Below are 25,711 nucleotides of genomic sequence, written 5' to 3' on the forward strand. Positions count from 1 at the left end.
TAATACCAATTTGCTTAATTAAGTGTTCTATTTTGAGGCGAGAAAATAGGGTCGATAACAAGGCAAAGATTTTGCTATTTAGTTGTCCTAAATGAGAAATCTTTAACACAGTTAGCGTCATATTTGCTCCTTCAAATTGAACAGGTATTAAGTGAAATGGGTATAACTCACATACGAGGAACACACTATGCGCATTATTTTGCTAGGCGCGCCGGGTGCAGGCAAAGGCACTCAAGCTCAATTTCTAATGGAAAAGTACGGTATTCCACAAATTTCAACGGGCGACATGCTACGTGCTGCTATCAGCGAAGGTACGCCACTGGGTCTGGAAGCCAAAAAAGTGATGGATGCAGGGCAGCTTGTATCAGATGACATCATCATTGGCCTGGTAAAAGAGCGCGTTGCAAAAGAAGACTGTGCGAATGGTTTCCTGTTAGACGGGTTCCCGCGTACTATCCCTCAGGCAGATGCAATGAAAGAAAACGGCATTGCGGTTGATCACGTTATCGAGTTCGACGTTGCGGATGAAATCATCGTTGAGCGTATGAGCGGTCGTCGCGTGCATCCGGCTTCTGGCCGTGTTTATCACGTTGTGTATAACCCGCCTAAAGTAGAAGGCAAAGACGACCAGACTGGTGAAGATCTGATCATTCGTGCCGATGATACAGAAGAAACAGTACGTAAGCGTCTTGGCATCTACCACGACCAGACTAAGCCACTGGTAAGCTACTACCAGTCAGAAGCGGATGCAGGCAATACTCAGTACCACAAACTGGATGGTACTCAGGCTGTTGAAGCGGTAAGCCAGCAACTAGCTGAGCTGTTGGGCTAATTTACTGCCCATATAAACAGAAAAAGCCAGCTTAGATGCTGGCTTTTTTGTGTTTGAACATACCAATTTGCTTAATTAAGAGCTCTATTTTGAGGCAAGAAAATAGGGTCGATAACGAGGCAAAAATTTTGCTATTTAGTTGCTCTAAATGAAAAATTTTTAACACAGTTAGCGTTCTATTTGCTCCTTCAAATTGAGCATGTATTAGGTGAAGTTGGTATTATTAGGCTTTTGCGACAATAATTGCTCTAAGCGGAGCAGGGTAGCCCTCAATCGTCTTACTGGGATCGTTCGGATCCAGAAAGTCAGCCAGAGATTCGGTCTGCATCCATTCGGTGCGTCTTTGTTCGTCCAAAGAAGTGATGTCTTTATCCACCACCTTGATGTCTTTAAAGCCCACGCGTTGTAGCCACAGAGCCAGCGCGTCACAGCTCGGAATAAACCAGACGTTACGCATTTTTGCATAGCGATCTGTTGGCACCAGTACGGTGTTTACATCACCTTCAATGACCAGGGTTTCGAGCACTAACTCACCGCCAGGGCGTAACTGAGCTTTCAGCTGAGCGAGGAAGTCGATGGGGGAGCGACGATGATACAGAACCCCCATAGAGAAAACGGTATCAAAGGCTTTCAAATCCGGGAGTTGTTCCACACCCAGAGGGAGCAGATGGACATTCTGATCCGGGTTGAAGTGCTTGATGGCCTGAAACTGACTCAAGAATAAGTCTGAGGGATCGATCCCCACGACAAACTCAGCCCCCGCACCGCGCATGCGCCATAGGTGATAACCAGAGCCACAGCCGATGTCGAGCACGCTGCGGCCATGTAAGTCGCTGATATGCGGTAACAAACGATCCCATTTCCAGTCGCTGCGCCATTCGGTGTCAATGTCGATACCATGAATATGAAACGGGCCCTTACGCCAGGGCATCATGCGTTTGAACAGGTGTGTCAGTTGCTTCTGATGTCCTTCAGAGAGTGGCTCCTGACGGGTAAAGGACACTTTGTTCTCAATGTCGACTTGGTCGGCTGGCAGATCAGGGAGGTTTTTGAGCACCTTTTCCCATTGTGACCAGTCACCGTGCTGGGCTTCTTTTTGCCAGTGAGTCAGTTGTGCCGGCAGTGTTTCCAGCCAATGGCTGAGGGGGCTTTTCGCAATAGCGGCATAAAAATCGGTAAACCAGGAATTCATAGTCTTTCTCTTATTTAATCGCTACCAGGGAGCAGAAGTTAAAGCACTGATACCACACCTGGGTATGGGCAAATCCTATCTGTTCCAGGCGGTTTTTGTGGGTGCTGAGGCTATCGGTGCGCATTACATTTTCAATGGCCGTGCGCTTTTGGCTGATCTCCAGCTCTGAATAGCCATTGTGTCGTTTGAAGTCGTGGTGCAGGTCAATCAACAAATTATCTTTGATGTCGTTTTCACCTTTGATCTTCTCCGAAAGCAGCAATACGCCGCCGGGTTTCAGCCCCTGGTAAATTTTTTCAAGCACTGCGGCCCTTTGTGTCTGAGGGATAAACTGCAAAGTAAAGTTCATGGCAACGACGCTGGCGTTGCTGATCTCTAACTCGTTAATGTCGCCCAGTTGTACGTCTACCGGTACGTCTGATTTGAAGCCTTTCAGATGCATCTGGCAGCGTTCGACCATCGGCTGGGAATTGTCTACGGCAATAATGCGGCAATTTTCTTTGTCGATATTACGGCGCATACTGAGGGTGACCGCCCCCAGTGAACAGCCCAGATCATAAAGGTTTGAATTACTCTGCGCGTATTGTCCGGCCAGTTTACCCATGGTACTGACGATGGTGGCATAACCCGGCACTGAACGCTGGATCATGTCCGGAAATACTTCTACAACGTTTGCGTCGAAGGTGAAGTCTCTGACTTCTTGCTCTGTGGCATATATACTGTCTTTGCCCGTCACACTGCTAGTCCAATTTGTCTTACAAAAAAATAATCATGCTATTTTAGCATTTTATACTAGATAGTCAGTGATAAATTGAGTAGCTTGGCTAGTATTAACAATAAGAAGTAAGTTAGAGAACCAACATGGCGAAAAATAAAGTGATCAGCACAGAAGATATCCTATCCACACTATGTCACTCGGTGACTGAGGTTTTGTCCTCGGCCAGTGGCAATCAGATTGCCTACTCGGCAATGGTACAGAAGATCACCCGTACCTGTATGCGTCCAGACATTGGTTGTTTTGTTCTGTTTGACGGTGGTTTTACCGGTCTGGTTGTCACCAACTTCACCGCACAGGCGGCAATGGAAGTTTATCAGGACTATATGCGTTCTATGGGCATGCCGGAAAACGAAATTGCACAAAGCCACTTGTCGGATGACGTATCCAATGTGATGGGTGAGCTGATGAACCAAATCGTTGGTGATTTCACCAGCAAAGTGCGTGAGCAGCTTCACACCTCTATCACGCAGAACCAGCCTAAAATGATGGCTATTAACAAGCAGGTTCAGATCTCCGTTGATACCACAATGGACAGGCCACAGGCGCGCCGCGTGACCTTTACCACTCAGGGCCAGAATATTTTCTATCTGGAACTGGCGATGGATAAAACCGAGTTTATCAAGCTGCATGACTATGATATCACCGAAGCCGTTGATCCGGATGACATCATTGCCAGCCAGAGAACAAAAAAGGCAGAGTCTGCAAAAAAATCTGAGACGCCAGCTGAAGACGTCGCAGATGACGACTTTATGGCTGATCTTGGGCTGTAACGAATAACTTTATTTTGTGTGCAGTGTAGTCTGGTTTATATACACCTAGCTACATTGCCTCATGCGTCATTTAGCTTCTGGCTTAAGCTTATTGTGGTACATAAGGCACTAACAGAGAGTGTGCTTTTTCAAACTCATACCGAGTAATCAGTTCAGTAAGTTCAACTAACACCACTTCAGGCAATTGCGGCCCGGGATGTAAAGATGCAACAAGCTCAGTTGCACTTGCGTCATAGTCCTGTAGAGCTTTCGCAAGTGTTATCAGGGTTTTGTCAGGCTGTTCAGCTTGGGTATCTGCTGTATTATCTGATTGGCGCTTGTCTGCCTCTGAAGTTTTTAAATTCATGTAACCCGATACCTGTTCATGACAGTGCCTGATATACTCCAGTAAGTTATCAATCTGTGTTCCGTCTAAGCGGTTTTCCCGAAGTTGCGACTCCAGTGCGGCACATTGGCTCGTTAAATGTGTCATAGATAAGTTCGCACCTGCGCCTTTCAGGGCATGGAGTATGTGCTCTGCAAGCTCAGTATTACCTATGGTGATGGCTTGTTTAAGATTGATAAGTTCTTCTATCTGTTGTTTGACAAATTTCTCAAGCAACGAAAAATACACGTCTTGATTACCGGCAGCTCGATTGATGCCGGCTTCGAGGTCAACCCCTTCAAGTGTAAACGTTTCGGCCACCACGCCAGATTTTTCTGAGTCTATTGGCTCAAGCAAAATGGCGTTTTGTATGACATTTTCTGTTTCATATTGTTTTGCATGAGCCAGTATGGTCTCAACCATGTTTTCTACATCGATAGGTTTGGCGATATGGCCATCCATGCCTGCATTCAGGCAAGTTTGTATATCAGCCTGCATAGCATTGGCGGTCATAGCCAGTATAGGCGGCTGACAGAGCTCAGGCTGTTTTCGAATTGCTCGGGTTGCCTGTAGCCCATCCATGACAGGCATCTGCATGTCCATAAGTACCACATCAAATGCGGTCTTTTGTACAGCTTCAAGTGCCTCCTGACCATTATTAGCAACGGATACATCGGCTCCGTGGAATGTCAAAATCTCAACAGCAATCTCCTGATTAACAGGTTGATCTTCGGCAACCAGAATAGTCAGCCCTGATAATCGGTTGTCCCCCGCAGTGTTGGGTTCAGTAACTTGCCGGGGCTGAGGTGCCAGACAGGCCTGCAGGCAATCAAACACACTTGATGGGTTAATTGGCTTCAATAAAATACTGGAGATCATGTGCTTTTGGTCGTCTTTCAGTCCGAGCTCACGGCCGTAAGCGGTGACCAGGACATATTGTCTTGAAGAAAACAGGCTGTGTAATTCCATAATGGTATCAATGCCGTCTTTTTGTGGCATATGCCAGTCAACGAAGGCAATATCAAAATGGGGTTGCTGATTTTGCACATATTCTATGCAAGCATCACCGGATGAAAACAGCTTGGAGGCAATACCAAACTTTTTCAGCATGGCGGCCATGACTTCTCTTGCCAGCGCATTGTCATCCACAATTAAGGCGAGTTTGTCTTTAAAATGCTCGGAAGGTTGGCTAACCAGACGAGTAGTAGTTGCAAAGGGAAGGGGCAGCGTAAAATAAAAGGTTGAGCCTTTACCAGGTTCGCTTTCTACAAAAATTTCACCACCCATTAGCTTTACAAGATGTTGCGAAATCGTCAGGCCCAGGCCGGTGCCACCGTATTTACGAGTAATAGATGTGTCAGCTTGTGAAAACGACTGAAAGAGTTTGGTTTGTTGTTCGCTGCTTAGCCCGATTCCCGTATCAATGACACTAAAGAGTAATTTGGCACTTTGCTCGTCTTCACTTTGGTAGCTGATATTGATGGTCACATGCCCTTGCTCTGTGAACTTAACGGCATTGCCTGCAAGGTTGATCAATACCTGACCGATCCTCAGTGGATCGCCAATATAATCATTTGCAACGTCTGGGTGGACATCAAAAATCAGCTCCAGTTGTTTTTCTTCTGCTTTGAGTCCGACGATTGTGGCCACGTTATCCAGTACTTTATCAAGGTGGAAATGGGTGGACTCAATTTCAACTTTACCTGCTTCGATCTTAGAAAAGTCTAGAATATCGTTCAGTAATTTAAGTAACTGCTTAGCAGCGTTGTCTATCTTTTCAACATAATTACGTTGTTTGGTCGTTAGCTGCGTATTCAATGCCAGGTGAGCCATGCCAATGATGGCATTCATGGGAGAGCGAATTTCGTGACTCATGTTGGCAAGAAACTCGCTTTTTACTTTGGCGTTTTTGTCGGCCAGCTCTTTAGCTGCAAGCATATTACGCTCGAGTTCGTTGCGCTCTGTCATGTCTAAAAACGTCCCAACGACACCGCCAACGTCTTTATAACCATCGAAGAAAGGGGCTTCATGTACTACCAGCTCTCTGGATTCCTGTTGGCCGTCTTTCAGAGTTAACTCGAACTTATGCTGTATTTTCTGTTCAATGGTGTAATTAGATTTTTGTTCAAGATAGCCTGCTGTGTAGACATCAAATACATCCTGGATACGCATGCCGGTAACCTCGGCCTCAAACAGATCCAGAAAATCCAGAAATGCTCGGTTTACACCTAAAAAGGTGCCACGAGTATCTCGGTAATAAGTCGGGTTGGGAATGGCATTCAGAATATGCAACGTCATCTCCAGGTGCTGCGACAGAGCCGTTTCTGCAGCGAGCTGCTGCTGCGCGTTTTCGCATAGCTGGATCTGAATCGCAAGATCCTCACATAATTGCTGGATACTGGCCTGCTGCTCACTGTCGAACTTATCGATGCTCGCAATATATAGCGCACCTTTAAGTTGGTTATTGACGGTCAAGGGGTACAAAGCTGCACTCTTAATAGAAATGGCGACTGCTCCTGCTTTTAGCTCAAAAGCACTATCGCTGGAGATTAAGCCTTGCCGTGTCAGAGTTCGGCATAGTTGGGTGTACTGAATACTCAGATTATCGAGACAAGGTGGGCAGCCTATGGTTTGTAAAGGGATCAGTGTTTTGTCACTGGTGTCACAAATTGCCACACTTGGGGCTGCGTAGTAAGTCGCGAAAAACTCCAGTGCGAAACGTCGCAGTTCATCCGGGTCACGGCTATGGCGGATCCCCTGATTAAACATTTCGCGCAATTTGGCGATTTCTACTCGGTTGTGCAGTTTGTCATAGATCTGACCAACCACATTGGCCAGACTACTCAGCTCCTCTCCGAGCTGCTCTGGCAAGTGCAACTGGGCAGTGCCGCTCTGATTGGCGTTATGCAATGACTGATATAATCGTTTAAGAGGGTCAAAGATACGGAAGTTGCACCACCAGGCTCCCAGCAAGGTGGCCAGAGCGAGTAATACAATCCCCCATATTACAAGTTGATGTTGGCGCATATACTGATGATCTTTTTCATTATGGAGTTGTGTACTTTGCTGAGAGAATATTGAGTCAAGCTGGTCAAGCTCGGTTATGATATGTTGCAAGGTGCTGTGGTAGTTCGCCAGTTGGAAGGGGATCGCTGACATACCTGGTTGGATCTGTGCAAGCTCAGCATAGGTTTGAGTATGGAGTTGTCTGAGTTCGCCATACAGTGCACCAAGTTGTGTTGCCGAGGACTCTATTGGCAGACTGGCCAGGGTGTGGACGAGATCAATCGATTTTCGTTTATCCCTCGACGTTGATTGATCATCTGCTTGGGCACCCCTTATAAATGTTAATTGCGACACATCATAATTGCGCAGCCGCTCTAGCTGACTTGGCTGTGGGTTGTTTAAGTACAGAGCAAGCTGTACAGCGTGATGCTGAGCTTTATCCTTAAGCTCGAAAGAAACTTTGGTTAATGTGTTCAGGTTATCTAGTTTGTGGTTGAGCGGTGCGAGTTTGGTATAACTTAAAAAGAGCAATAACGTTGAAATAACTAATATCGACAGTATCACTGCAAAGACAACATTCACTCTCAATTTTACACCCATATACACGCCACACTGTTGAGTTTACTAACATAGTAACCATAGTCGCGTGCGGTCATTTCTCAAGCTATGCTTACTTAAAGTGTGATAAGCAACTTATGGGGATGAAAGGAATGGCAGACATTTTGGTGGTTGATGATGTTGCAGAAAACCTGCACATGCTTCAACTGATCCTGCGTCAGCAAGGGCATACGGTGCTTGCCGCTATCAATGCAGAGGTCGCACTGAATATTATTCAACGCAAACCACCCGAGCTGGTGATCACTGATATCAAAATGCCAGGAACATCTGGGATTGAACTGTGTAAATTGCTGAAGGCTGAAAAGCATACCAGCCATATTCCAGTGATTTTTGTTAGCGCGCACAGTGATACAGATTGGATAGTAGAAGCGCTTCATGCCGGCGGTAACGACTACATTACTAAGCCTTTTATTCCTGCTGAGATATTAGCCAGAGTAGATACACAAATTAAACTGCTTGATGCACAAAAGAGCGCTGTAAAGCAGCAGCTTTCTCAGGTAATGAATGAAATGGTGATTGGCGTAGCGCACGAAATTAATACGCCCCTGGGTACAGCGATTACTGCGGTCAGCCATTGCTCCGACACAATTTATAAGCTGATAAATACCTTGAAAGAAGGCGAGTTAAGCTCAGATGAGATAGTGGCCAAGCTGACAGAGTGCGATACAAGCCTGTCTTTGAGTGAGCGAAATTTAACTCGGGTGGCAAAATTCGTGTCTATGGTTAAGCAAATTGCCCGGGTAGAGTGCCCTGTTTCGCCCACTCGCGTGAGTTTGCTGGAGTTGTCCGAGAAAGTGCAGTGTGCCTGGTTGAATAAACCCGTCAGCATTGAAATTATCGTGCACCACGAGGACGTTGCTCTGTTTGACGGAGGTCTGTTGGCCTCTGTAATAGATACATTGATTGCGAACTCACTGTCTCATGGTCGACAAGAAGGTAAGTTAGAGGTACGCATAGGCCTTGGTATTGAGGACGCTCGATTGATTGTGAGCTATCTGGACAACGGGTTGGGGCTGGATGGTATATCCGAAGAAGACATGTTGAAGCCATTCGTAACGACAAAAAGAGGCAACACAGGGCATGTTGGGCTGAGTGCTTCTGTAGCGGCTAATTTGATTGTGAATGCTTTAAATGGCAGTTATCAGGTACACGACCGCCAGCACGGGTTGGAGTGGCAAATATCTTTGCCTGTGGAGCCGGTTTGATCTGAGTCAATCTCGGTGATTATTGGCAGGAGGGGCGGACATAAGTCCTTATCTGCGGCGGTGGATTTCTCTAAGCTCGCGAGCAAGATTTTATCTTAATTCAAAAAGTTAATTTTCAATGTTCGAGTTGCAGTTAATTTCTTGAATTTAAGTCACGTTAAAATATCGGTGGAACCATTATGCAACAGCTACCTACAGTTGACTATCAAGCGCCTGACGCGGCGAAACAATTTGTTGAATCCCTGCGCTCAACGGGCTTTGGTGTACTAAAAAACCACCCAATTCCTCAGGAACTGGTTGAGTCTATCTATAAAAACTGGCAAGAATTCTTTAACTCAGAAGAAAAGCACGCGTTTTTATTCAATAAAGAAACGCAAGACGGTTACTTTCCGCCGGATGTTTCTGAAGTTGCGAAAGGCTTCACAATTAAAGACATCAAAGAGTACTTCCATGTTTATCCAAAAGGTCGTGTGCCTGCACAACTTGATGCAGAAATTCGAGAGTACTATCGTCTGGCCAATGAGTTTGCGGCAGAGCTATTAAGCTGGGTTCAGGCTGAAGCGCCAGAAGACGTACGTGCTAAATTCTCTATTGATCTAAAAGACATGATCAAAGACTCTGAACAAACACTACTACGTGTTCTGCACTACCCACCGATGACAGGTGATGAAGAGCCGGGCGCTATTCGTGCAGCAGCACACGGCGACATCAACCTGTTGACTGTCCTGCCTGCGGCTAATGAGCCCGGTCTGCAAGTACAAAGACAAGATGGTAGCTGGTTAGATGTGCCATGTGACTTTGGTAATCTGATCATTAACATTGGTGACATGTTACAAGAAGCGTCTGGCGGGTACTTCCCGTCTACCATTCACCGTGTGATTAACCCAACCGGTAAAGCCAGTGATAAGTCTCGCATCTCACTGCCGCTGTTCCTGCATCCTCGTCCTGATGTGGTCTTATCTGAGCGTTACACTGCTGACAGCTACCTGCAAGAGCGTTTGAGAGAGCTGGGTGTAAAATAATATCCACCTGTCTGGTTTCTGCATTGAATTAATGTAGAGAATCGGTTTTGAAAGCGGCGCGAAAGCGCCGTTTTTTGTCATTAAATGTGACAATCTTCGTGTTTGTAAACGGTGTCGACTAAATCCACCACCAAATGCAGAAAAAGGACAATATTCAGTTCCTTGCAAAAATTTTTCTGACAATTAAGCAAAAGTATGCAATATTAAAATTTTTCACACTGCGAAAAAATAATAAAAAACTTAATGACAACGCTGTCATTTGTTGTGTAACATCAAATCAACATGACTGAATACCGGTAGCCTTTGAATGAGGAGGCACCAACCACAACTTTTAGGGGTCGTTACATGATGGCTAAACAGGTTGAACATGACCAGTTATATATAGGTATCGATGGTGGAGGGACGAAATGCCGTGCCACCATATACTCTGCAATACATGGCGTACTAGGCACTGGTCTTGGTGGTCCTGCGAATCCTTTGCATGGTTTCGAAAGAACCTTAGAGTCTATCATGGTTTCGACTCAGTTGGCTTTGCAGGATGCGGGACTCAGGGTAGAGCAAGTTCACGAACTCAATGCAGGTTTGGGCCTTGCAGGCGTAAACTTACCGAGCTTATATGACAAAATTATGCGCTGGGATCACCCGTTCAAGCAAATGTTCCTGACAACGGATCTCCATACCGCCTGTATTGGCGCACACGAAGGAGAAGATGGTGCGGTGATCATCACTGGCACGGGCTCATGCGGTTTTGTGCTGGTGGATGGGAAAAGTGCTAACTATGGTGGGCACGGGTTTGCTCAGGGTGATATTGGCAGCGGTTCCTGGATGGGACTTGAAGCAGTCAAAGCCGTGTTACTGGATTTGGACGGCCTTGGACCAAAAACAGCCTTGTCTAAAGTCTTTTTACAGCATTTCAACACCAATACTGCAATGGGCATTGCCGAGCAAATGGCGGGACAGCCTTCCAGCAGCTACGCAAAGCTGGCTCGTTATGTATTGGATGCCGCAAAAGCCGATGACCAGCTGGCGCTGGATATTGTGAAAACCGGGGCTGATTATGTCAGCCGACTTGCCCACAAGCTACTGGAAAACAATCCACCCAGATTGTCAATGATTGGGGGGTTATCCGAGCCGTTAAGTCAGTGGCTGGACCCGGAAATTGCAAAACGGGTTGAACTGCCTAAGCAGCCACCTGAAATGGGGGCGATTTACTTCGCAATGCAGAGCATTCAACGTCAATCGGAACTCTTGGTATAATTCATGAACAGATTTTTAGCCAGCCGCTTGTTTGACGGCACACAATTTAAAAACGAAGTTGAGTTTGTTGTCGATAATGGCAAGCTTCATTTTGAATCTCATCCCGCGGGCAGTGAAGTGACGCGACTTGAGGGCATAACCGCACCAGGCTTTATTGATGTCCAGGTTAATGGCGGCGGTGGTGGCTTTTTAAATGCCGATCCCTCATTGTCTTGCCTGACGACCATAGTCACAGCCCATGCAAAGTTTGGCTCAACAGCCCTGATGCCAACGCTTATCACAGATGAGATTGCGGTCATGGAGCAAGCTGCGGACGCCATTGCTCAGGCAATTGCACGCAAAGAGCCTGGTGTTGCCGGGGTTCATTTTGAAGGTCCGCATTTGTCACACCCAAAGAAGGGCACCCACAGCGAGCAATTTATTCGTCCAATTTCAGAGCGAGAGTTCGCTATTTATGCCCGCGAAGATCTGGGGATAAAAATGGTGACCCTGGCTCCCGAAACTGTACCGCTCAGCGATATAAAACGTCTGGCTGAGCTGGGCGTGAAAGTGTCTATTGGACATTCTAATGCTGATTATGAAACCACTATGGCTGCGCTGGAAGTGGGCGCTGACGGGTTTACGCATTTATTTAATGCCATGTCGGCCTATACCTCTCGAGAGCCTGGGGTTGTTGGCGCCGCACTGTGGGATGACAACGCCTGGTGCGGCCTGATAGTCGATGGCCACCACGTGCATCCGGCCTCGGCTAAGCTGGCGATTCGAGCTAAGCAACGTGGCAAAATCATGCTGGTAACTGATGCTATGCCGCCAGTTGGCACGGATGATCAGGAATTTGATTTCTTTGATGGTCGTAAAGTGATCCGCACCGGTGATCGTTTAAACTCGACGACGGGCGAGTTGGCGGGCAGTGTCCTTGATATGGCAAGTGCAGTACGCAACAGTGTGAACACACTCGATGTGACATTGTCCGAAGCACTAAGAATGGCTTCGTTATACCCGGCACAGTACCTTGGACTGCCTGACAAGGGGCGCCTGATTGACGGTGCAGATGCTGACTTTGTACTGCTCGATAGTGACCTTCATGTTTTACAGACTTTCATTAACGGAAAACGCGTTTAATTTTCCCTGGGTAAAAAACCCCGCTGTTGTTTAGCGGGGATTTTTTGTTTCTATAGGTAGTAACTATGTCAAATAATAAGAAAAGACTGGCGTCGCTCGATGCCTTACGTGGCATGGACATGTTTTGGATCCTGGGTGGTCAGTCCATATTTGCCGCGTTGTTTGTTCTGACCGGCTGGCAGGGGTGGAAAATTTTTGAAGCTCAGACGCTTCACAGTGCCTGGCACGGCTTTACCTTTTACGACTTGATCTTCCCTTTGTTTATCTTTTTGTCAGGGGTGGCAATGGGCTTACGACCCAAGCGCATTGATCACTTACCAATAGAAGAGCGTAAGCCCATTTACATCAAGGCGATCAAACGCCTGGGTTTGCTGTGTCTGTTTGGTGTGCTGTATAACCATGGCTGGGGCACAGGTATTCCGGCTGATTTGGGCGAGATCCGCTATGCCAGTGTACTTGGGCGCATTGCCATTGCCTGGTTTTTTTGCGCCATGCTGGTGTGGCACTGTAGCCTGAGGACAACGGCGCTAACAGGGATTGGGATCTTACTCGCGTATTGGGTGTTGTTGTGTTTTATTCCTGTGCCTGGCGGTAGTGCAGGGGAGCTCACACCGGCTGGCAGCTGGAACGCCTGGATAGATCAGGCATTACTGCCAGGGATTACCTATCAGAATCGAGCGGTGGACCCGGAAGGTATTTTGTCTAGCTTTCCGGCTATTGTGAACGCCATTGCCGGCGTCTTTGCCGGACAGCTGATTGCACAGTCAGATAAACTGGGTCAGTGGCAGGTCGCTGGGCGTCTGTTTGTTGCCGGTATCATCAGCCTGGCACTGGGCTGGTTATGGGACCTGCAGTTTCCGGTGAATAAAGAGCTGTGGACCAGCTCATTTGTGCTGGTTACTGTTGGCTGGAGTGCCATTTTCTTGGCTATTTTCTTTACTCTGGTGGATATACTTAATGGTCAGAAGCTGGCTTATCCCTTTGTGATCATCGGAGCCAACTCCATTATAATTTATCTGGCATCGAGCCTGGTCGACTGGGCCTTTATCAGTCGCAGTGTGTTCGGTGGCATCATCACTGCTGTCCCTGAACATTGGCAGGCGCTGCTCAGTGTGTGTGCTTTGCTGGCGGTTCAGCTGCTGGTCTTACACTGGATGTACAAACGTAAGATTATTGTTAGCGTATAGCCAAGTAGCTCTTAATGTCTTACCTGGCATCTGTTAACACTTTGAAAAATGACCTGCTCAGCAGGTCATTTTTATTTTGGCTATAAAAAAAGTACATTTTTTTATCACTTTTACTTTACAAGCGCGTTTTTTTCTCTAATAATGACAGCGTTGTCATAATGGTAATAACCTAAACAGTGTATCCCAGTTAGGTTTTGATCTGACCTTGTTTTGATTGCACGCAGAGCAAGGTTCAGATCCCATTTTTCCTGTTTGTTCACAACCTTGAGCCTTACATTATGCAAATAGTCATTCTTAAAAACGCAGCTGAAGTTGCAGCATATGGTGCCGATATTTTTACTCAGCAGTTAACACGTAACGCAGGCTCTGTTTTAGGACTGGCGACAGGATCAACGCCAGTTGCTTTGTATCAGGAACTGATCCGTCGCAACCAGGCGGGCACGGTAAGCTTTAGCAAAGCCAAAACGTTTAATCTGGATGAATACTTGGGCCTGAATGGCGATCACCCGCAAAGCTATCGTTATTTCATGAACGAGCAGCTGTTCAACCACATAGACATTAACAAAGACAATACGCATGTCCCGCCAGGAGATGCCAAAAACCCAATCGAAGCCTGTAAAGAATATGAAGCGCAGATCAGCGCAGCCGGTGGCATCGATGTTCAGCTTCTGGGCATAGGTCGCAATGGTCATATTGGCTTTAACGAGCCATCGTCAGGGCTGACATCGCGTACTCGGGTTAAAACCCTGACCAAAGCCACCATCGACGATAACGCTCGCTTTTTTGCAGCGGACGAGTACCAGCCACATCTGTCGATCACCATGGGGATCGGTACGATCTTAGATGCACGTAAAGTGGTCTTACTGGCAACCGGTGAAAACAAAGCTGATGCGGTACATGCCATGATTGAAGGTCCTCTGACCGCCGCTTGTCCAGCATCAGCCTTACAAATGCACCGCCACGCCGTGATCGTGCTCGATGAAGGGGCTGCCAGCAAACTGAAAGACATTGAATTCTACAAACACATTGAAGCTGAGAATCAAAAGCTTCAGGAATATCTTGCCTCTCTGTAGTGTGTTATCACACTGTAGTTCAAGCCCGTAAGGGCTTTTTTTTTGCCGCAAAGCTATTGGCATTCGGGCCAGCTATGTTAGCGTGTCGTCAAAGAACAACAAAAGGATGAACGTCGTGCTGCATTACACGCAAATGAACCTGGACAGGGCCTCTGCTGAACGAAAAGACCCTAACTGGTTACTTGGCCAATACGGTGATAAAAGCCGCTGGTTGCTGGTATGGAATAACAAAAATTTGATTGTCAGCAACGAGCGCGAGCTGGCTTTGTTGTCTCAGTCACAGGTTGACACACTTGACCGCGCCGAAGCCGTGTTTTTAGGCATTGACGACACTTATAGCTACTTTGCGCTGGACGTTAGTGAAGTCGAACAAGAGTTACTTCAGGGCTGTATTGATGTCAGCTTTGACGATCACACCTTTAATCAGACTTTCCATTTCGAAGACATGCGCACCATAGGGCCAAAGCTGGACGCCGAGCTGGCGTCGGTGGGTGTGTTGGCCCGCGGGTTGTGTTACTGGCATAAAACGCATCGTTTCTGTGGGCGTTGTGGTAGTCCAAATCGCCCTGTGGAAGCCGGACACGCGCGTTTGTGCAATGACAAAGCATGTCGTCATATGACTTTCCCGCGCACGGATCCCGCTGTGATTATGCTGGTAACACATACCTTTGCAGATGGTGTTGAGCGTTGCCTGCTTGGTCGACAAGCGCAATGGCCCGAAGGTGTGTATTCAACTCTGGCGGGGTTTGTTGACCCCGGGGAAACACTGGAGCGGGCCGTGATCCGAGAAGTTAAAGAAGAAGCCGGGGTTGAGGTTGACCAGGTACGCTACCTTGCCTCGCAACCCTGGCCATTTCCGTCGTCTATTATGCTAGGCTTTATAGCAACGGCAAAAAGCACCGATATTTTTGTTGAGCAGGATGAGCTGGAGCATGCACAATGGTTTTCCCGAGAGGATCTCAACGGATTTGCCGAGTGGGGAGACGATGTGCCCGGATATAAACTCACCCGCAAAGATTCTATCTCCAGATATCTGGTTGAATACTGGCGTCAGCAATGATGCATTTAGTCCAAAATTGAGCACACTATGAAGAAGAATACTAAATTGGTGGCTGTAGGCCGCAATTCCCAGTACACCAAAGGCGTGGTTAACCCTGTAGTACAACGGGCATCAACCGTTGTTTTTGACTCCGTTGCCGATATGCAAGAGGCGATCTCTGAGCGTGGTAAACGCACTTTGTTTTACGGTCGTCGTGGCACCAACACCCACTTTGCCTTGCAAGACGCCATTATGGAGCTTGAAAATGGCGCTGGTTGTGCGTTATATCCGTCTGGTGCTGCCGCCATTTCACAGGCCTTGTTGTCGTTTCTGAAAACCGGCGATCACCTGTTGATGGTAGATACTGCCTACGAGCCAACCCGGGACTTTTGTGACAAGATCCTGGCTGGGTTGGGGATCACAACCACCTATTATGATCCGCTGATTGGCGCTGATATAGAATCACTCATTCAGGACAACACCAAAGTGCTGTTCCTGGAATCTCCTGGCTCTATCACCATGGAAGTGCAGGACGTGCCGAGCCTGGTCAAAGTGGCCAAGGCAAAGGGCCTGATCACTATGCTGGATAACACCTATGGCAACGGCTGGCATTATCGCCCGCTGGAGCATGGCGTGGATATCAGCATTCAGGCTGCCACAAAATACATAGTCGGTCACTCCGATGTCATGATGGGCGTGGCCGTGGCTAACGAAACCCTGTGGCCAACCCTGCGCGAAAACTCTTATCTGCTTGGCCAGTGTACCTCAGCAGACGACGCTTACCTGGCATTACGTGGTTTGCGGACCATGCCGGTACGCTTGCAGCAACACGAAAAGTCGGCACTTCAGGTTGCCAACTGGCTGGCCGGTCACCCTCTGGTTGATCACGTACGACATCCTGCACTGAAAAGCTGCCCGGGACATGAGTTTTTTAAACGCGACTTTAGCGGCAGCAATGGTTTGTTCTCTGTGGTGATGAAACAGGGGCACCGCAAAGCCATTAACCGTTTCCTCGACAGCTTACACCACTTTAAGATGGGCTTTTCATGGGGCGGTTTTGAAAGCCTGGTAACGGCGAATGCCAGCATGGCTCCTCTGCGTACAACAACGGGCTGGCAGCATGGTCCGGTGATCCGCTTGCACATAGGTCTGGAAGATGTGGAAGATTTGATTGCTGATTTGGAGCAGGCGCTCAAGGTCTATCAGGAAAGCTTGTAACAGAAGCGGGCGGTGAGGCTGTCACCGCCTGTTTATGATGCCAAATTAGAGGCTCTGCGCGTAATGGTACAGTGCCTTTAACACAGCCAGATTCTTTTCATTGCCTTCATGTTCATACACCAGATTTTCTAGCGTGATCATAAAGTCCTGCGCATTGATAGACGGGTTGTCTTCACCATGCATGAGTTTGTTCTGACAGTATTTACGCCACTGTTCCAGTTCACTGGCAGAGAGGCTTTCCGGCCAGTTTCGGGCACGATAGCGAAACAGCAGGGTATGGAATTTAGGATCTTCAAACTCCAGGTTGAGCGAGCCTAATTCGTGCGGCGGCGCTTCGCGTACAATGGCCAGCTTGGCTTTGTCGGCTTTACTGATAAAGCCATTATAAAGCTGATAATCCGGGTTAGTTGTGTCGCTGAAATCGCCCTGGTCGTTAAACACCTCAGCTACCTTGTCGCGCAGCCCCGGGTGAGACTTGAGAATTTTAAGATGTGCCAGGCACTGTTCACGATCAATCCCCAGGCGGGCAGCGTTCTCTGGTAGCAGCGTTTTTGCAGGCGCTAATATCGGACATTTGTTCAGGTGAACCAGTTTCAGGCCAACCGGCAGTTCATCTTCACCCAAATCACTGTGTTTAGTGTATAAGCGCGCACGGAGTTCCTCTACCGACAGGTCCAGCAGCACCTGCGGGTTATTGGTCAGGTTGAAACACACCACGGCATTTTTGTTCACCGGGTGAAAGCTCATTGGCGCAATCCAGCTGGTGCAACCCTGAGTGGCCGGAATACGCGAAGAAGTATGCACCAGTGGCTGCATGTTAAACACATCAATCAGGTCCGCGAGTGCTTTTTTACCGCGCAGCGAGAAGAAAAACTGATACAGTTTAGGCTGTTTGTCTTTAATCAGCCTGGCCAGCGCAATGGTTGCCGTCACATCGCTCAGCGCATCGTGGGCATCGGCGTGCTCAATGCCGTTCGCTTTGGTGAGGTCTTCCAGGCGAAAGCTTGGCGTGCCATCTTCTTTTTCTGGCCACACAATGCCTTCAGGGCGAAGCGCATAACAGGCACGCACTAAATCAATGATATCCCAGCGGCTATTGCCATTTTGCCACTCGCGCTCATAGGGGTCATAAAAGTTGCGATACAGACTGTAGCGGGTCACTTCGTCATCGAACCGAATGCTGTTATAACCGGCAACACAGGTATTGGGTTTACTGAATTCGCGATGGATCTTGGCCATAAACTCACTTTCCGGCAAACCATGCTTAAGCGCATGCTGCGGCGTGATCCCAGTCACCAGACAGGCCTCTGGCTGAGGCAAATAATCCGCCGCCGGGCGACAATACTCAATCAGCGGCTCACCTATAATATTCAGGTCCAGATCGGTACGGATCCCGGCAAACTGACTCGGCCGGTCCTTCTGCGGGCTGGCCCCCCAGGTTTCATAATCGTGCCAGTAAATTGTCGGGATATTATCAGTTAATTCTTGTGTCGCCATCTGGCTATAAATCCTATTTCTATCAACCTGTTATTCTTATTCAGTGCTGCAGGCTGCTATTCAGAGTTTGCTGTTTTGAAACCTAAGTGTGTATTACTGCGTGTACCGAACTCAATCAGTGTGTATATAAATGCGCATACTGCTTAGGCTTGTACAAACTCAAAAGTCTGGAAATCTAAGTCGTTACGCTATTGTCTCATAGTGATGGGTTGGGAGTAAACGGAAGAGGGGGCGTGGGTCTACATACGGAGCTATTAAAAGGTTCAAGGCAAAGGAAAACTTACTTAAAATCTTGTTTAGTATTTGGGGTCACGCTATGTGTGTCACTGAAACTAAAAAGTTGTTAGTTACGATTACCATGACATGAGGTAGATGAAATTATGTACGGGCATTACCAGTTCTTTGAGCATTTGAGTAGCAGATGGCTAATGCATCAATATCAAGAGTGTGGTGTCTTAGCACCTTTTACGGCTCGTACTTAGTACAAAAGTACAGCGCTGTCATTTTAGTTTTCTTGATAAAATTTCAATATAGTAAACAACTTAAAAAACAAGTACCTAAAAACGCGCACTGAGAAAGTGGTTAAAACATCTTGTTTTTTGTTGCTAATTTCAACACATTGGTTAACGGATGAGCACAGCCAGAGCAGAGTGTCTCATCATTTGTCGAATAACCATTGTAAAAAATACAACAGGAAACAACATGAAACTTAAAAAGGTTAAATTAAAAACGCTAAGTACAGGTAAAAACCTAAACGCACAGCAAACGAATGAGATTGCGGGTGGGGCAAGTGCCTATAGTAAAGACTATGGCGCATGTTACACAGCGCCTGTATTTTGTCCAACCGCCTATGTTTGCTAATAAGGCAGGTTAGCCCGGTATATGCCGGGCTCTATGCTTTCAGATACTTAATACCGATATCAACGAGTCCAACATATACGGTATTTCACCACTCAAGGTGAACATTGTTAACCAACAAGTAACTCAAACGCTTCTTTTGCTTGCTCACTTTGCAAGATACGGCCATGCCCAAGCCCCTGCGTTTCTATGAGCTTTACCTTAGACATTTCGGTCGCTGCTTGTTTAGAGACGGTAAACTGCGCAAACCGGTCGTTCTGGTCGTGCACAATAATACACTGAGCGGATCGGCTTTTTAGCTTTGCAAACGGGTCAACAGACGCCATTGGGTAGTTGTATTCATTTTCGACCTTGCTGACGACGGAGCGAAACAATCGCATTGAATAACCAGAACGCTCAATGCTGCCAAACAAATTGCTGACATAATCCAGCACGGGTGCAATTAGTAGCAGCGGTTTGTCGGCAAGTTTTGGGTGCTTACATTCAATAGCAGCAGCACAGCCCATACTGTGGGCGATAACACCTTCAACGTGTTCTGTGCTGTTGAGCACAGCTTCAAGTCCGTATACAAAGGCGGGCAGGTGACCGACCGAGCCTTCACTGTTGCCATGGGCTGGGTGGTCAAAGGCCAGTGCTGTGTAGCCCTGCTGAGCTATATGCTGCATCAGAGGAAAGAACTGGTTGGCACTGCCAGACCAGCCGTGGGTTAACACCCAAACGGGCCCACTACCAATCTGATAGGTTTTTAGTAAGCCTTCCTTTGAAGAAATACTGCCCTCAACCATTTCATTTGGTGCCGCATGCTTGGGCTTAGCCCTGACCGGCGTAAGCAGTAGCTTAGTTGCAGTCTTTTCGGCATGTCCAGGCGCTATTCTGTGGTGCGCACGGGTCATGACATTAAGCATATGCTTTTTGAAGTTAAATTTGCTGTCTGATTTAAAGTAAATCTTGTCACTCATTTCTCTTTCTCCACGAAAAACACCATAGCCAGTTAACTTTAAAACGAACGGTCGTGCTATTAATGTATTCAAAAAAAGGCTGAACGTGTTCAGCCAGGGGTTTATCCTGTTTAGTCTAAACTACTGGAAAGCTTAAATAATTACTTCCAGCTCTGTATCTGGCGCTCTACGCCATGCCAGAACCGCTGTGTGCTTTCTTCCTGTCCATGCATTGAATGATACAGGTGGGCACTCAAATACAGGCCATATAACTCAAAAGTGGCTTGCTCCGGTGCCAGATCAGCCCGAAACTCGTTGTTTTCAACGCCTTTGCCTATCTGGATTTGCAAATAGGTTAGCCAATTTTCAATGCCTTGCTTGAGCACTCGCTGCGCGGCAGACTCGTCGGCACACTTTTCTCGCCAGGCGTCCAGGAACATACAGCTGCCCTGGAATGATTGATTCCAGTTTAACCAGTGATGTAACAGCGCCTTTATCTTCTCTTCATAGTTGCGGCAGTTATCTGCCCGAGCAGGCACAATAACACGTTGGACAAAAATCTCGTTGGCAAAATCAACAACTGCCGCCTGCAAATTCTCTTTTGAGTTAAAGTGCGCGAACAAACCGCTTTTAGACATACTGCACTGCTTGGCCAGTTCACCAATCGTCAGGCTTTCCAGACCATTCTCACTGGCCAGCGTAAATGCCACATTTAAAATGTTATCGCGGGTTTGTTTGCCTTTGCTCATACACTACTCACTGCTATGTTGTATGCATTTATAGCACGACCGTTCTTTTAATGATAGGTCAAAGTTTAAAGAGTGTGTAAGAGCATGGGTAGTAGTGGCCATAAGTTTGATACATATTGAGTGTCAAACTAGCCAAAAGTTAGCCATAACAACCAACATGTATAACCCCCTGTGACTCCCATTTTAAAATCTTATTAAAATACAATGATATAACTGTTGGTCTGTATTATGCTCCTGTATGTGTTTTAACTTGGAGAAGATCTTTGAAAAAGCTGTTTATCGCTGTTTTACTATTGCCTGTGTTCTGGATTTTATTACCAAAACAAGAAGCCATCAGCCAGGACAAGAAGACGTTTAGCGCATACATCAAGGCCGTTATGGAAGAAGCGGCTATCCCGGGACTGGCGATTGCCAAAATTGACAATGGTGAAGCCACACTTCATACCTTTGGCTTTGCGGATGTGACGCAAAACAGGCCGGTGACACAAGACACCTTGTTTAATATCGCTTCAATCAGCAAACCCATTATGGGCGTGGTGCTGCTTAAGTTGGTAGAGCAGGGTAAGCTTGAGCTCGACCGGGATATAAACGACTATTTACCGTTTAAGGTTGATAACCCCAAACTAGAGAATGAGACGATTACACTCAGGCATTTGGTGACACATACCTCCGGGATTGCAGATTACTACGATGTAAACAGCTTCACGGCAAATCGGGATCCTGAAACGACCTTGGAAGCGCACTTGAAGTCATTACTGACACCCGGGGGGTATCTGTATGAGCAGGGTGCCTATTATCTGGACCATCAACCAGGCACTCATCGCAAGTATAGTAACCTGGCTTCTGCTCTGGCGGGTTATCTGGTCGAGGCAACCACGGGTGAAAGCCTGGCGCAGTACAGTGTGGATCATTTGTTTAAACCGATGGGAATGGACAACACCCGCTGGCGATTAGAGGGTCTCTCATTTGCAGAAATAGCAGTGCCTTATGAAGTGGAATCCTGTATTCCCTATACGCCTGTGTGTGGTGATTTCGAATCACCTAAATTGAATTATGTGATTAACGAGTACTTTAATCCGCCCATTGCATTCAAGCGGTTTGTGCCACAGCCTCACTATGGTAATCCTCAGTATCCTGATGGTGGGGTCCGCACCAGTATCAAAGAGCTTAGCCTGTTTCTAACCCAGCTGTTAAAAAACCAAACCATGGCCGGCGAACCACTCCTGTCAGCTACGATATTTCAGCAAATGATATCGATCCAGGCACCCGAAACTGTATCAAAGGGTCAACGTTTCTTCTGGCGCGACAACAGCATGGGGTTGATAGGGCATATGGGCTCGGATCCTGGTGTATTCGCAGCCATGTACTTTGATCCAAACAAAAAAGATGGGTTTATTATTCTGATGAATCGGGGACTGGACACTAAATCGGGCAGCGCCATGAAAAGTATTGCAGCCAAATTAATGAATCAAGAGTCTGATGTTAGAGAATCGCGTTAAGAGAAACGACATGGACGTTGCTGAAAATACTGAGGGACTAAGTGACAATAAGAGTAGATAAAAGGGGGAGAAGAATGGTCGGCATAGCAGGATTTGAACCTGCGACCCCTGACACCCCATGACAGTGCGCTACCAAGCTGCGCTATATGCCGACTTGGTTGCCACTATAATGATTTTTATTGGAAAGGCAACACCAGAGCTGTTTGTTTGCACATTAATTAAACATAAGGGTTTCGAAGGGACGCCCTTTGTACAAAAAAGCAAAGGTCAGGGGGTGTGAATACGCTGGAAACTGTCCCGGGTGAAGTAAACTAAATTGGAAATGGGCTTGGCGTGTGGTAAACATGGCTTGTCTGAGAGCTTTAATATATAGGTAACTGACTTCAAGGCCTAATTTTGATTGACATCGGTTAAGTCTAACCGTGTCGTGGAGCAAATAGCCAATTTACCAGGAAAGTTAAATATGCGTTTCGAAAACAAGAAAGTTGTGATTACAGGAGCCAGTCCAGACTTTGGACTGACGCTGTCTATTTTGTTTGCCAGGCTGGGGGCTGAGTTATTTCTGTCGGCCAGAACGCTTAACAAAGCGAAAGCGACAGCCCGGCAGGTAATCGAAGCGGTTCCTTGTGCCAAAGTCACGCCGTTTCAGGTCGATATGACCAAGCCTGATGAAATTGCGCTGTTTGCACAGGAAGTTGAAGCACGCACTGCTGAAGTCGACATTTTGATCAACAATGCTTCATTCTGGTTGTCTGGCTCAATATTAGAAGTATCAGATGAGCAGATTGTCGAAACTATCAATTCTACAGCGACAGGCTGTATTTTGATGACGCAAAAATTTCTACCACTTTTGCAGCGTTCAGCTTCACCAGACATTCTATTTATCAATAGTACCGCCAGTCTCGAAAACAACCCACGCTCAGTTGCCAGTGAAGCTTTTAGCGCTGCAAAAGCTGCACAGTCCACATTTGCAGACCGACTTCGGCATCGGTTAATGGGGCAGGGTATCAGAGTGATTAGTATTTATCCGCCCAACTTCGACAATCCTTCTGCGCTCAATGAGGCGCAGTGGGATCAGCCTCGTTCGCACACAGACCATATGAAACTGACAGCGCGACATGTTTTTGAATGCATCCAGTTTGCTTTATCTCAGGATCGTGTCTGCTCCGTTGATAAAATTGTACTAAGCAATAACAGTATGCTTGCGAATGACAATAATGCCTAAAGAAAACAAATATATGAGATAACAGGTTTTGACTTTTAGTTGTGGCACAGAGCTTTTGAAGATGAAGATACTGAAATATAAGTATTTGACTGGAGTGAGAAAAGAATGGTCGGCATAGCAGGATTTGAACCTGCGACCCCTGACACCCCATGACAGTGCGCTACCAAGCTGCGCTATATGCCGACTTGGGCTTCACTATAATGATTTTTTTATGAAAGGCAATAAGTAATTGTTTCGACTGAATGTTATTTGTGCTGAACGGGCTCGAGCGTAGATTTGTTGCACAATAGGATTCACATGGGGGAAGTGAGGCAGCGTGCGGCACGCTACCCCAGCCTTAGATTACTTGTTCCAAATGCCTTTAGGCAAGGTTTTCAATACCTCAGGCTTTTGTGAGGGATCAAATACGGGCGTCTTACCTTGCTTAAGTTGTGCGCGATAGTCTTTGGCAAGCCAGATAACAATGCCAGACAACATGAACAGCGCAACCACATTTACAATCGCCATCAGGCCCATTGAGATGTCAGCAAGTGTCCAGATCAGGCCAAGTTCACCTACAGCACCAAACATGACCATAGCCAATACACAGGCTCTGAATATAAACAGGCCTTTAGGATGGTTATGCTCGAGGAATAACAGGTTGGTTTCTGCATAACTATAGTTTGCAACAATAGAAGTAAAGGCAAAGAACAGAATGGCGATAGCTACAAAAATTGCGCCCCAGTCGCCAACGTGCTCGACCAGTGCGGCCTGCGTTAATTGAATGCCCGTGACACCAGATTCTGGCACGAGTTGATTAGAGAGCAGAATAAGTGCGGCGGTGGCACTACATATCACTATGGTATCAACAAATACGCCCAGCATCTGAACATAACCTTGTGAAGCTGGGTGGTTTGGGTTCGGGGTTGCACTTGCTGCGGCATTTGCGGCGCTACCCATACCTGCTTCATTGGAGAATAGACCACGTTTAATTCCCTGGATCATTGCCTGCATGACGGCATAACCTACCGCTCCGCCTGCAGCTTGCTCAAAACCAAATGCGCTGTTGATGATCAGCATGAAAACGTCGGGTAACTGGCTCGCATTCATAGCACAGACAATGATTGCCAATAATAAGTAGGCGATTGCCATGAAAGGGACTGCCAGCTCAGCAAAGCGGGCAATGGTTTTAAGACCGCCAAAGATAATAAAGGCTGAGCCACATACCAGTAGCAAGCCCATCACATATTTGGGAACATCAAAGGCCACTTCAAACGCTGCGGCAATTGAGTTTGCCTGCACGGCATTAAACACCAAGCCAAATGCCAGGATCAGACATAAAGAAAAGAGCACGCCCATCCAACGTTTATTCAGGCCATACTCCATATAATAAGCGGGGCCACCTCGGAAGTTTCCTTCATCGTCTTTGGTTTTGTATAGCTGCGCCAGTGCACTTTCAGCAAAACTGGTCGCCATACCAATGAGGGCGATGAGCCACATCCAAAAAATAGCACCGGGCCCACCCAGATAAAGCGCAACGGCAACACCTGCCATATTACCGGTACCAACTCGTGCGGCAAGTGAGGTACAAAAAGCCTGAAAAGAAGAAATTCCGTCTTTGGCGCCACTTCGACTGTTTGCCATGACTTTAATCATGTACGGGAATTGAGTGAACTGTATGAAACCCAGTCGGAGGGTAAAGAAAACACCTGCTGCAATTAATAGGTATATAAGTATATGACCCCACAGCAAGCCGCTTATAGTATTAAAAAAGTCAGCCATTGGATTACGACCCTTATTATAGATATAACAGAACGGGTAAATAAGGTGGCGTAATTTAGCACATGACGGCTTTCAACTCTAAGTATTATTGCTTTATCCACAGGTTTTTGTGGGTAACTTGTGTGACAATTGTGAGGTCATGTTGGGTAAAAAATTAATTCAAAAAAATCATAAAAAGCGCTTGCGCTGCATTCGAATCTCCCTATAATGCGCATCCATCGACACGGCGGGCAGCAAATATAACGCTGAACAAAATGACGATAAGTCACATAAAACTTAGTTTAATTTCTTTTAAATCTGAGTGTTGACAAAAAGAGGAAAGTGATTAGAATGCACAACCCTCAGCGATAACGAGTTATCGCACCGGGTAACCGGAATATGTTCTTTAAAAATATGAAGCAATCATCTGTGTGGGCACTCGTACAGATTGAGTTCTAACAGCGAAACTATTTAGGTAGTGACGCACAAAAATTTAGAGTATCAACTGAACTGAGTGACTAA

The 25,711-nt window shown here is 46.9% G+C and carries 20 protein-coding genes and 2 tRNA genes; 13 read left to right on the top strand and 9 right to left on the bottom strand.

Features of this window, described 5'->3' with window-relative positions:
• Positions 1-187 precede the first annotated feature (187 nt).
• The gene (gene adk / locus CWB98_RS21550; protein WP_010385354.1) at positions 188-832 is read left to right on the top strand and encodes an adenylate kinase; all 645 of its coding nucleotides are present in this window, start codon (positions 188-190) and stop codon (positions 830-832) included.
• Positions 833-1,055: 223 nt separating this feature from the next.
• Here the strand turns inward: adk and cmoB are convergent, their stop codons facing one another.
• Positions 1,056-2,024: a tRNA 5-methoxyuridine(34)/uridine 5-oxyacetic acid(34) synthase CmoB gene (gene cmoB, locus CWB98_RS21555; protein ID WP_138546691.1), complete on the bottom strand. Its 969-nt coding sequence runs from the start codon at positions 2,022-2,024 to the stop codon at positions 1,056-1,058.
• A gap of 10 nt (positions 2,025-2,034) precedes the next feature.
• Positions 2,035-2,760, bottom strand: a complete 726-nt coding sequence (cmoA, locus tag CWB98_RS21560) for a carboxy-S-adenosyl-L-methionine synthase CmoA (RefSeq protein ID WP_125719534.1) — start codon at positions 2,758-2,760, stop codon at positions 2,035-2,037.
• A gap of 125 nt (positions 2,761-2,885) precedes the next feature.
• Between cmoA and CWB98_RS21565 the strand changes: the two genes are divergently transcribed.
• A complete protein-coding gene (locus CWB98_RS21565; RefSeq protein ID WP_138546692.1) occupies positions 2,886-3,572 on the top strand; it encodes a DUF3334 family protein in 687 nt (228 codons plus the stop codon).
• A gap of 88 nt (positions 3,573-3,660) precedes the next feature.
• Here the strand turns inward: CWB98_RS21565 and CWB98_RS21570 are convergent, their stop codons facing one another.
• Positions 3,661-7,542, bottom strand: a complete 3,882-nt coding sequence (locus tag CWB98_RS21570; protein WP_138546693.1) for a PAS domain-containing hybrid sensor histidine kinase/response regulator — start codon at positions 7,540-7,542, stop codon at positions 3,661-3,663.
• 110 nt (positions 7,543-7,652) lie between these two features.
• Here CWB98_RS21570 and CWB98_RS21575 point away from each other — a divergent pair, with 110 nt between their 5' ends.
• From CWB98_RS21575 to CWB98_RS21610, 8 genes are all read left to right on the top strand, one after another.
• The gene (locus CWB98_RS21575) at positions 7,653-8,765 is read left to right on the top strand and encodes a response regulator (RefSeq protein ID WP_171045720.1); all 1,113 of its coding nucleotides are present in this window, start codon (positions 7,653-7,655) and stop codon (positions 8,763-8,765) included.
• 179 nt (positions 8,766-8,944) lie between these two features.
• Positions 8,945-9,787 (top strand): isopenicillin N synthase family dioxygenase, encoded by an 843-nt coding sequence (locus CWB98_RS21580; protein ID WP_138546695.1) that lies wholly within the window; start codon positions 8,945-8,947, stop codon positions 9,785-9,787.
• Positions 9,788-10,132: 345 nt separating this feature from the next.
• Positions 10,133-11,044, top strand: coding sequence for an N-acetylglucosamine kinase (gene nagK / locus CWB98_RS21585; RefSeq protein WP_138546696.1), 912 nt, complete (start codon positions 10,133-10,135; stop codon positions 11,042-11,044).
• A 3-nt stretch (positions 11,045-11,047) separates the two neighbouring features.
• The gene (gene nagA / locus CWB98_RS21590; RefSeq protein WP_138546697.1) at positions 11,048-12,166 is read left to right on the top strand and encodes an N-acetylglucosamine-6-phosphate deacetylase; all 1,119 of its coding nucleotides are present in this window, start codon (positions 11,048-11,050) and stop codon (positions 12,164-12,166) included.
• Positions 12,167-12,231: 65 nt separating this feature from the next.
• Positions 12,232-13,353, top strand: a complete 1,122-nt coding sequence (nagX, locus tag CWB98_RS21595) for a transmembrane glucosamine N-acetyltransferase NagX (protein ID WP_138546698.1) — start codon at positions 12,232-12,234, stop codon at positions 13,351-13,353.
• Positions 13,354-13,631: 278 nt separating this feature from the next.
• Entirely contained in the window at positions 13,632-14,426 is a 795-nt protein-coding gene (gene nagB / locus CWB98_RS21600; RefSeq protein ID WP_138546699.1) for a glucosamine-6-phosphate deaminase, read from the top strand.
• Between the two features lie 115 nt (positions 14,427-14,541).
• Entirely contained in the window at positions 14,542-15,486 is a 945-nt protein-coding gene (gene nudC / locus CWB98_RS21605) for an NAD(+) diphosphatase (protein WP_171045721.1), read from the top strand.
• 27 nt (positions 15,487-15,513) lie between these two features.
• Positions 15,514-16,683, top strand: coding sequence for a cystathionine beta-lyase (locus tag CWB98_RS21610; protein ID WP_138546700.1), 1,170 nt, complete (start codon positions 15,514-15,516; stop codon positions 16,681-16,683).
• A 45-nt stretch (positions 16,684-16,728) separates the two neighbouring features.
• Here the strand turns inward: CWB98_RS21610 and sbcB are convergent, their stop codons facing one another.
• A complete protein-coding gene (gene sbcB, locus CWB98_RS21615; protein WP_138546701.1) occupies positions 16,729-18,180 on the bottom strand; it encodes an exodeoxyribonuclease I in 1,452 nt (483 codons plus the stop codon).
• 702 nt (positions 18,181-18,882) lie between these two features.
• On the opposite strand from sbcB, the gene CWB98_RS24050 reads away from it, so the two are divergent.
• Positions 18,883-19,041, top strand: a complete 159-nt coding sequence (locus tag CWB98_RS24050) for a hypothetical protein (RefSeq protein WP_171045722.1) — start codon at positions 18,883-18,885, stop codon at positions 19,039-19,041.
• Positions 19,042-19,148: 107 nt separating this feature from the next.
• Here CWB98_RS24050 and CWB98_RS21620 read toward each other — a convergent pair whose 3' ends face one another.
• The gene (locus CWB98_RS21620; RefSeq protein WP_138546702.1) at positions 19,149-19,997 is read right to left on the bottom strand and encodes an alpha/beta hydrolase; all 849 of its coding nucleotides are present in this window, start codon (positions 19,995-19,997) and stop codon (positions 19,149-19,151) included.
• Positions 19,998-20,137: 140 nt separating this feature from the next.
• Positions 20,138-20,725, bottom strand: coding sequence for a TetR/AcrR family transcriptional regulator (locus tag CWB98_RS21625; protein WP_138546703.1), 588 nt, complete (start codon positions 20,723-20,725; stop codon positions 20,138-20,140).
• 263 nt (positions 20,726-20,988) lie between these two features.
• Between CWB98_RS21625 and CWB98_RS21630 the strand changes: the two genes are divergently transcribed.
• On the top strand, positions 20,989-22,224 hold the full coding sequence (locus CWB98_RS21630; protein WP_138546704.1) for a serine hydrolase domain-containing protein: 1,236 nt from the start codon (positions 20,989-20,991) through the stop codon (positions 22,222-22,224).
• 75 nt (positions 22,225-22,299) lie between these two features.
• On the opposite strand, the gene CWB98_RS21635 is transcribed toward CWB98_RS21630, so the two are convergent.
• Positions 22,300-22,376: transfer RNA gene (locus tag CWB98_RS21635), tRNA-Pro, on the bottom strand.
• 311 nt (positions 22,377-22,687) lie between these two features.
• On the opposite strand from CWB98_RS21635, the gene CWB98_RS21640 reads away from it, so the two are divergent.
• Positions 22,688-23,449, top strand: a complete 762-nt coding sequence (locus CWB98_RS21640) for an SDR family NAD(P)-dependent oxidoreductase (RefSeq protein WP_138546705.1) — start codon at positions 22,688-22,690, stop codon at positions 23,447-23,449.
• 106 nt (positions 23,450-23,555) lie between these two features.
• Here the strand turns inward: CWB98_RS21640 and CWB98_RS21645 are convergent.
• Both CWB98_RS21645 and CWB98_RS21650 read right to left on the bottom strand, forming a co-directional pair.
• Positions 23,556-23,632, bottom strand: a tRNA-Pro gene (locus tag CWB98_RS21645).
• Positions 23,633-23,791: 159 nt separating this feature from the next.
• Positions 23,792-25,210 (bottom strand): alanine/glycine:cation symporter family protein, encoded by a 1,419-nt coding sequence (locus CWB98_RS21650; RefSeq protein ID WP_138546706.1) that lies wholly within the window; start codon positions 25,208-25,210, stop codon positions 23,792-23,794.
• Positions 25,211-25,711: the final 501 nt, after the last annotated feature.

The organism is Pseudoalteromonas rubra (assembly GCF_005887115.1).
In the GTDB taxonomy this organism is placed as follows: Bacteria; Pseudomonadota; Gammaproteobacteria; order Enterobacterales; family Alteromonadaceae; genus Pseudoalteromonas; species Pseudoalteromonas rubra_F.